This window comes from Streptomyces sp. NPDC004667 (genome assembly GCF_040609475.1).
In the GTDB taxonomy this organism is placed as follows: domain Bacteria; phylum Actinomycetota; class Actinomycetes; order Streptomycetales; family Streptomycetaceae; genus Streptomyces.
Genome location: NZ_JBEXKC010000172.1, coordinates 1 through 6636 on the forward strand (window position 1 = coordinate 1; position 6636 = coordinate 6636).

The window sequence follows — 6636 nt, forward strand, 5'->3', positions numbered from 1 at the left end:
GGGGGACCCTGTGGGAGAGTAGGACGCCGCCGAACAATCATTGTGGGAAAGCCCCGCACCTTATGGTGCGGGGCTTTTCTGCGTTTACGGGCCGGCCGGTCCGTTCGCCCCGGGCAGGCCGGCGGCGGCTCCTCCTCCGGGACGGTCATGACCAGACCGGATCTCACGGCCACCCGCCCCCCACCGGAGAATCCGATGACCGAGTCTCACCGCTGGCATCTGCTGGGCCATGCCTCTGACGGCTATTCCGGTGCGGAAGCCCGGACGTTGCTCGTACACAGGCTGGACTGGGCGACCCAGGAGACGTGGTTCGAGGACGGCCGGGGTCGCCTTCTGTCCGTGGTCACCAACGGCGAGCGCGCGAAGGTCATTCTCATGGACGGTGCAGGTGGTCCCGGGGAGCACCTGGTCGACCCGCGGGGCGAGGGCAGCTCCGGCGGATACCTGTTGTCCAACGGGCGGATCGACACCTACCCCGACCGGGACACCGTCCCATTTCCCATGGCCTGCCGGGCAGTTGAGCACGTCATCGAGCACGGCTCCTGGCCCCACGGCGCGACGGTGGACCGCTGCCCTTGAACTCGGGAACTCGCTCGGTACCGAGCTGCGAGGCCTCGTTCCGGAACTCGGCAGCTGCTGCCGATGTTCCTGCGGTCATCCGGGCAGGACGGTCCTGCGCATTGGAGGTCGCCAGATGAAGGCATCGGCAATCCCGCTCTGGAGCGGATCCTGCTGCCACGTATCGGTGATGTCGATCCAGTTGCGGAGGAGGGCCCTCGTTCACAGAGATTGAGCGAACTCGTGCGCAGTAGGCGCGTGTGCTGGACGTGTACGGCCTGAGACATGGAACCCGATCTTGGGACGCTGGCGCCGGAAGCGCCAGCCCTCATGAGTCGTACAGGACCCGAGGGAAACGACGTCCAAAGAGGCGAACGCGTGCGCATCCGCGATGAGAGGGGGTGCCTGTGGGGGAGGGCGTCCCACAACGGTGGCGGCCCGAACGGCTACGTCTGCTCCTGATGTACCCGTCCACCGCGGCCGGGCTCGGCGTACTGAGGCTGGTGAACCTCTCCGGGCGCAGCGCCGGCAGCAGGCCTTGGACCAAGCCCGGGGGCAAGGTGATGCGTCGCCGACTCGTACGCTGCCCGTCACATCGGCGCCCACCTCCTGGGCGGGCTGTGGAGTCGGAGGCCGGGGTGGGGGCAGCGCGTCGCGTCATGCCGGGGAGCCGGGTGCCGATGCCCGTCGGGTGCGGTCCCGCGCGGCGATGGCTTCGGCCACCTCGTGGATGGCGTGACGAACCAGGTCACCGTAGGCATCCCGAGGAAGGCGGTCGGTCTGTGCCCGGGCCTCCTCGATGTGCTCGGCGGCGGCTCCGAAAGAGCCGAGCCGGCGGTAGCCGTCGGCGAGGTTGAGGTGCAGGGAGGGGTAGAAGCCGGCGATGTGCAGGCCGGCCTGGTGCTCCTGGGCGCGCTGCTCGGTCACTGCGTCGGCGGCGTCCAAGGCCCGGACGTCCCAGGCGAGGGCCTGGGCGGGGTCTTCGTAGAGGTCCGCGAGGTAGTGCGCGAGGGAGCAGCGGTGCAAGGGGTCGCCGGTGACGCCGATCGTGGACCACAGGGCCAGCAGTTTCCGGCGGGCGGAGGGGACGTCACCGGCCCTGCCTTCGGCGACGGCCCGGCCGATGGCGTCCATGGTCGGGTCGGGGGCGGTGGGTGAAGTGGTCATGGGGTGTTCCTCGTAGTCCGGCTCGGGAGCGGTCGTTCGGGATCCGGCCCCGCGCCATCCTTGGGCTTCGACCCACTCGAAGGTCAAGGCGGACGGGCAGCCTGGGCGGTGACCGAGTCCGGCGTTCGCCGCGACTTCGCCGCAACGGGGACGGCCGTCCGTCGCCGGGGGCCAGTCCGTGTGCGCGCTTGAATGCGCTGGCGACGGCGGACTCGGAGACGTATCCCGCGTGGGCGGCAACGGATTCCAGAGGGTGTTGCCGTTGCCCGCAGCAGACGACTGAAGTTGGTTCTGGGCCTCTGGCACAACTCCTGTGGACCTGGCGCGACGTGGCAGGTCCGTGCGCTGGACTACGTGCAGGTCGGCTGCGGTGCCGACGGGATTTGAACCCGCGGACAGATGGGAGCAGGTCCGCCCCGTTTCCGTCAGTCCCCGTGGGAGGGACCTCGCCCACGGCGGTGCAATGAGCCGCTCTGCCACGGCGCCGCAACCTGCGGGAATGCGCGTACTCCCGCTCCGGCTCAGGGTTGGGCCACCGTTCTCTGCGGACGAATCCTTATCTGGGACACCGGCAACCGCTGCCATGGGTCAACAGAATTTGTGGACTGTGAGCTTCCGTCGAGCCGTGTCCACAGCTGCTACCAGCGTCGGCTGGCCGATACTCCGGTCGGTAACCAGCCGGTACTGATCGAACCGACCGTGCGGCGGCCGTACTGCGAGAACGACCTGTGCGGGCGACGTACGTTCGTCGAGCAGGTCGCTGGGCTCACGTTCAGGTACGGGAGGCACACTCCAGCTTCACGACGGGTCCTGGCGGTCGTCGCGGTTGCCCTCGCCGGCCGCGCTGGATCCCATCTCGCTGCTGCCCTGCAGACGAAGGTGAGCCGGATAACGCTCCTACGGGCGATCACGGCCGTGCCGGATCCCGTCTGGGCAGTCCCCAGGGTGCTGGGCGTCGATGACTTCGCCACCCGCCGCGGGCACCACTACGGCACTGTCCTCATCGACTGCGAAAGCAGCCGGCCTCTCGACCTGCTACCTGGCCGCGACGCCTCCACCCTGGCTGGCTGCGCGAGCATCCCGGCGCCGAGATCATCTGCCGTGACCGCGCCGGATCCTACTCCGACGGCGCCCGGACCGGTGCCCCGAACGCGGTCCAGGTGGCCGACCGTTTCCACCTCTGGCAGAACCTCGGCACCGCCGTCGAAGCCACCGTCCGACTCCACAGCAACTGCCTCAAGGCGGCTTTCACCAGCTCTGATGACACTGCGAGCGATGGCGACAGCGCGAATGCGACGAAAACGATGTCGCCGATCGAGGCTCGCATCAGAGAGCGGCACGCGGCCAGCCATGCCCTGCTGGCCCAAAGACACGGGATCCGGGAGATCGCCAGGGAACTACACACGGGCGGTAACACGGTCCGCCGCAACGCCCGCGCGTCAGTCCCCGAGCAGCTGCTGACCGGAAGGCGCCAGCCTCGGGCCAGCCAGCTCGACCCCTACAAGCCTCACCTGGACAAACTCTGGGCCGAAGGACACACCAACGCCATCCAGCTGCATGCTGAGCTCCAAAACCTCGGCTACCGCGGGAGCTACCAGATCATCAGCGACCATCTGCGACCGAGGCGCCGCCAACGCATCCGCGTCGTCCCACCCGCACCACCAGGAATCCGCAGGGTCACCGGCTGGATGATGCGGCACCCCGAGAGCCTGGCCGACGGGGACCACCAGCAGTTCGCCACCGTACTTGCCCACTGCCCTGAACTGCAGGCCCTCCACGAGCACGTCCGCGGCTTCGCAGAGATCCTTCAAACCCCCTCCGGCCAGCACCTCAAAGACTGGATCACCGCTACCCGCACCGCGGACTCACCCCGCCTGCACACATTCGCCACCGGGCTGGCGAAGGACTGGGAGGCCGTGCTCCAGGGCCTGAGTACACGCTGGAACTCAGGCCCGGTCGAAGGCCGCGTCAATCACATCAAGATGATCAAACGCCAGATGTTCGGACGAGCCAGGCTCCCCCTGCTCCGCAAACGCGTCCTTCTCACAGCAGCAGCAAACAGGTGACCCGGGAGCCAGGGCTGTCAAACCTCTCCGGCATGCTCACCAGCATGAACGAAGACACCTTCTGGCAGCTCATCGAGGACTGCAGGCCCACGGAACCTGACCCGGACGCCGACGTTCTTGCAGACACCCTCACCGAGCGGCTCGCCCAGTCTCCGTTGTCGCTGGTCATCGGCTTTGCCGAACAACTGTCTTGGGCGCTCTACCGGCTGGATCGCAAGGAGTACGGACACGACCTGGGCGGAGATGCCTTTCTCTACACCCGTGCCGCGGTCGTCGCCGCCGGCCGCACCGTCTTCGACAGCGTCCTCGAAGACCCTGCGGCCTTCACTCCTTACGTCACCGACCTCATCTGGGCCGAGCCCCTGCTCTACACACCGGACCGGGCATACAGACGCATCACCGGAAAGGAGTGGGACCGCGACACGCGCTACTCCTACGAGTCGTGCTCGAACATCGAGGGCTGGGCTGATTGAACAGCAGGCCTGCCGACGGTGACGACCTCCAGCACCGTTTATCGTCCTCACGGAATGTGTGCCAGAACCCTGAAGTTGTCATCCATCACCAGGCCCAGGTAGCCGGCTGGCGGTTGGCCCGCGGGTGAGGAGCAGTGTCTGGTGAATGCTGCCCAGGAGAGGCCCGTCTCTACGGCGAGTTTGGCCCCGGTCCGGGGTGCTGCCGGATTTCGGTGGACCGCGTCGAGCGTGGCCGTGACGGCCGGGTCGTCGAGTGCTGCCGCCCAGCCGTCTGTGGTGCCGACGGGGGTGGGCTGATCGGCGAACCAGAAGCGCAGGGCGTACATCGGGAGCGCGTCCGGGAGGGCGGGGACGGTCGAGCCGGTACCCAGGCGCGGATTGCCGAAGTCGCCGGCCAGGCGCTGGACCGCTGCGTGCAGCTCGGGGTGGCCGTTCGGCTGCCGGCAGGTGGTGTGGGCGAGGCGGTCACGCATTTCGGCGCTGGCGGGGATCTTGTGACGTGACGGCTACCCGATGGCGGGAGCAGCGGTTGGCGTATTGACAGCCTGCGGCAGCGGCGATCCGAGTGCCGGACCGGGCGTCTGGGGCGGCGGGAAGCCCGAGGTCGTTTCGCAGCCGGGTCCCTACCGTGTGGTCCTGTCACCCACCCTGCTCAAGGGGAAGTACAAGGCGATCGGGCACGGCGGGCCTGATCAAGCCCTCGCCCGCGGTCTCTCCCACTGGATCGACAACCCGGTCCCCGTCTTCGCGGCCTACGAGGGGCCTTCCAGTACCGACAAGAACAAGGCTGCGGACATCGTGACCGTCACTGGTGTGCAAGGGTCCGTGCTCAGCCCGGTACAGGCGCGCACTCAGATGCTGGACATGCTGGACCGCCGATGGGAATTCCCGCAGACAACCGTCGTCGGCCCCCGCGCCATCACTGCCTCCGGCGGCGAACCTCCGTCGCAAATCGCCGCCAAGCCCTGACCGACCGTCCCGGAGACCCCCGCCGTCAGCTCGGCCGGAGCCGTGTCACCCGGCAGGCCCAGACTGTGCTGGCCGAACTGATCGAGCGCGCCGACGTCGGCGAGTTCGACGGCAACGAGTTCGGAGGCGGTGAGGTCACCCTCTACGCGTACGGTCCGGACGCCGATGCCCTGTTCGCCGTCATGGCCCCCGTTCTGCGTGATCTTCCCTTCCGCCCGGCGCACATCGTGCTGCGCTACGGGTCGGCAGTCGGCGCTTCAGCGGTCGAACGCCGTGTTGACCTCTGACGAAGGAGAGGGGCCCGCGGACCCAGGAGTGTGCGTTGGCGTAGGAGGTCGAGGTTGGCTCGGCCGTAGGCCCCGCGCTTGACGAGCTCGGCGTCAGTGCCCCGGCTTTCGACCCGGCCGTATCCGAGTCCGCGCCGTGTCCGGTCGATCGATGGCAGAGTCTTCCCCTCGGTCAACAGTGCTCGGGCCGCTTCGTGTCCCTGCGTCGTGCGGGCCACCAGGCGCCGGAGCCGGCCCAAAACGTCGAGTGTGCGCCAAGGCGGGACGAACGGCACGACCACCGCCTCGGAGGACTCCGGCACGGCCCGGCCCTCACGGTTGCGGCACGGAGCGGACCGCGTGATCGCCTCCACCGCTGTGCCGGCTGCGGCCGCGCTCGACGACCCGGGGGATGTCCTGCTCCATCTCGTTCCGCTGCGCCCGCACGATGCCACGGCCCTGGCCTCGACGGTACGGGCGGGCGGATCGTCTCGGTCGCAACCCCCATCGAGGCACCTGCCGAAAGCGGGGTGCCAGTAACCACGTGGCGCACCTGGCGGAGCTCGTGGCCTCGTTGACGCGGGGCGGGCAGGTCACCCCGTCGACATTCCACCGCCTTAGCGAAGCCGGCCGGATCAGGGGCAAGGTCGTCAGCGTTGCCCGGGACGGGCGACGGCACCGTGTGTCCGTTAGGGGGCGAGACCCCCTCGCCACCCACCTGAAGTGCCGCTCCGTGCAGCGACCGGCGGCACGGGGGCTGCCCGGCACGTGTGCAGACGAGGACGTCCGCTACCCCTCGTCCACCGTTTTGACACCCCACAGGCAGGGTTGTAGAGTCAAACAGTTGCCTCGAACCGGACAGGTTCGGCGACTCCCACCCAACAAGGCATCAAACACCTGTCGGGTGCACTCGATTCTTAATTCGGAATCTGAAGCCGGGGAAATCCGGTGGAAAACTTCTGATAGAGTCGGAACCGCCGGAAAGGGAAAACGCGAAAGCGCAGAACCTCGAAAGCGCCGAGGAAAATCGGACACGAAAGAGTCTGATAGAGTCGGAAACGCAAGAACAGAACGAAAGCCCGGAGGAAAGCCCGAGAGGGTGAGTACAAAGGAAGCGTCCGTTCCTTGAGAACTCAA

The 6636-nt window shown here is 67.9% G+C and carries 7 protein-coding genes and 1 tRNA gene; 5 read left to right on the plus strand and 3 right to left on the minus strand.

Annotated features, from left to right (window positions below):
• Window positions 1–195: 195 nt before the first annotated feature.
• On the plus strand, window positions 196–579 hold the full coding sequence (locus tag ABZW32_RS38385) for a hypothetical protein (RefSeq protein ID WP_356225356.1): 384 nt from the start codon (window positions 196–198) through the stop codon (window positions 577–579).
• 636 nt (window positions 580–1215) lie between these two features.
• On the opposite strand, the gene ABZW32_RS38390 is transcribed toward ABZW32_RS38385, so the two are convergent.
• On the minus strand, window positions 1216–1725 hold the full coding sequence (locus ABZW32_RS38390) for a hypothetical protein (protein ID WP_356225358.1): 510 nt from the start codon (window positions 1723–1725) through the stop codon (window positions 1216–1218).
• Between the two features lie 368 nt (window positions 1726–2093).
• Window positions 2094–2211: transfer RNA gene (locus ABZW32_RS38395), tRNA-Pro, on the minus strand.
• Window positions 2212–2819: 608 nt separating this feature from the next.
• Here ABZW32_RS38395 and ABZW32_RS38400 point away from each other — a divergent pair.
• A complete protein-coding gene (locus ABZW32_RS38400; protein WP_356225368.1) occupies window positions 2820–3791 on the plus strand; it encodes a transposase in 972 nt (323 codons plus the stop codon).
• Window positions 3792–3835: 44 nt separating this feature from the next.
• Entirely contained in the window at window positions 3836–4264 is a 429-nt protein-coding gene (locus ABZW32_RS38405; protein WP_356225360.1) for a DUF4240 domain-containing protein, read from the plus strand.
• Window positions 4265–4311: 47 nt separating this feature from the next.
• On the opposite strand, the gene ABZW32_RS38410 is transcribed toward ABZW32_RS38405, so the two are convergent.
• Window positions 4312–4737 (minus strand): hypothetical protein, encoded by a 426-nt coding sequence (locus ABZW32_RS38410; protein WP_356225362.1) that lies wholly within the window; start codon window positions 4735–4737, stop codon window positions 4312–4314.
• A 40-nt stretch (window positions 4738–4777) separates the two neighbouring features.
• Here ABZW32_RS38410 and ABZW32_RS38415 point away from each other — a divergent pair, with 40 nt between their 5' ends.
• On the plus strand, window positions 4778–5233 hold the full coding sequence (locus tag ABZW32_RS38415) for a hypothetical protein (RefSeq protein ID WP_356225364.1): 456 nt from the start codon (window positions 4778–4780) through the stop codon (window positions 5231–5233).
• Between the two features lie 65 nt (window positions 5234–5298).
• Complete coding sequence (locus ABZW32_RS38420; RefSeq protein ID WP_356225366.1) at window positions 5299–5520, plus strand: hypothetical protein; 222 nt, start codon at window positions 5299–5301, stop codon at window positions 5518–5520.
• Window positions 5521–6636: the final 1116 nt, after the last annotated feature.

Coding starts and splice junctions, on each gene's coding strand:
- ABZW32_RS38415 (WP_356225364.1), top strand. CDS start 4,778: ATGGCGGGAGCAGCGGTTGGCGTATTGACAGCCTGCGGCAGCGGCGAT.
- ABZW32_RS38405 (WP_356225360.1), top strand. CDS start 3,836: ATGAACGAAGACACCTTCTGGCAGCTCATCGAGGACTGCAGGCCCACG.
- ABZW32_RS38390 (WP_356225358.1), bottom strand. CDS start 1,725: ATGACCACTTCACCCACCGCCCCCGACCCGACCATGGACGCCATCGGC.
- ABZW32_RS38410 (WP_356225362.1), bottom strand. CDS start 4,737: ATGCGTGACCGCCTCGCCCACACCACCTGCCGGCAGCCGAACGGCCAC.
- ABZW32_RS38385 (WP_356225356.1), top strand. CDS start 196: ATGACCGAGTCTCACCGCTGGCATCTGCTGGGCCATGCCTCTGACGGC.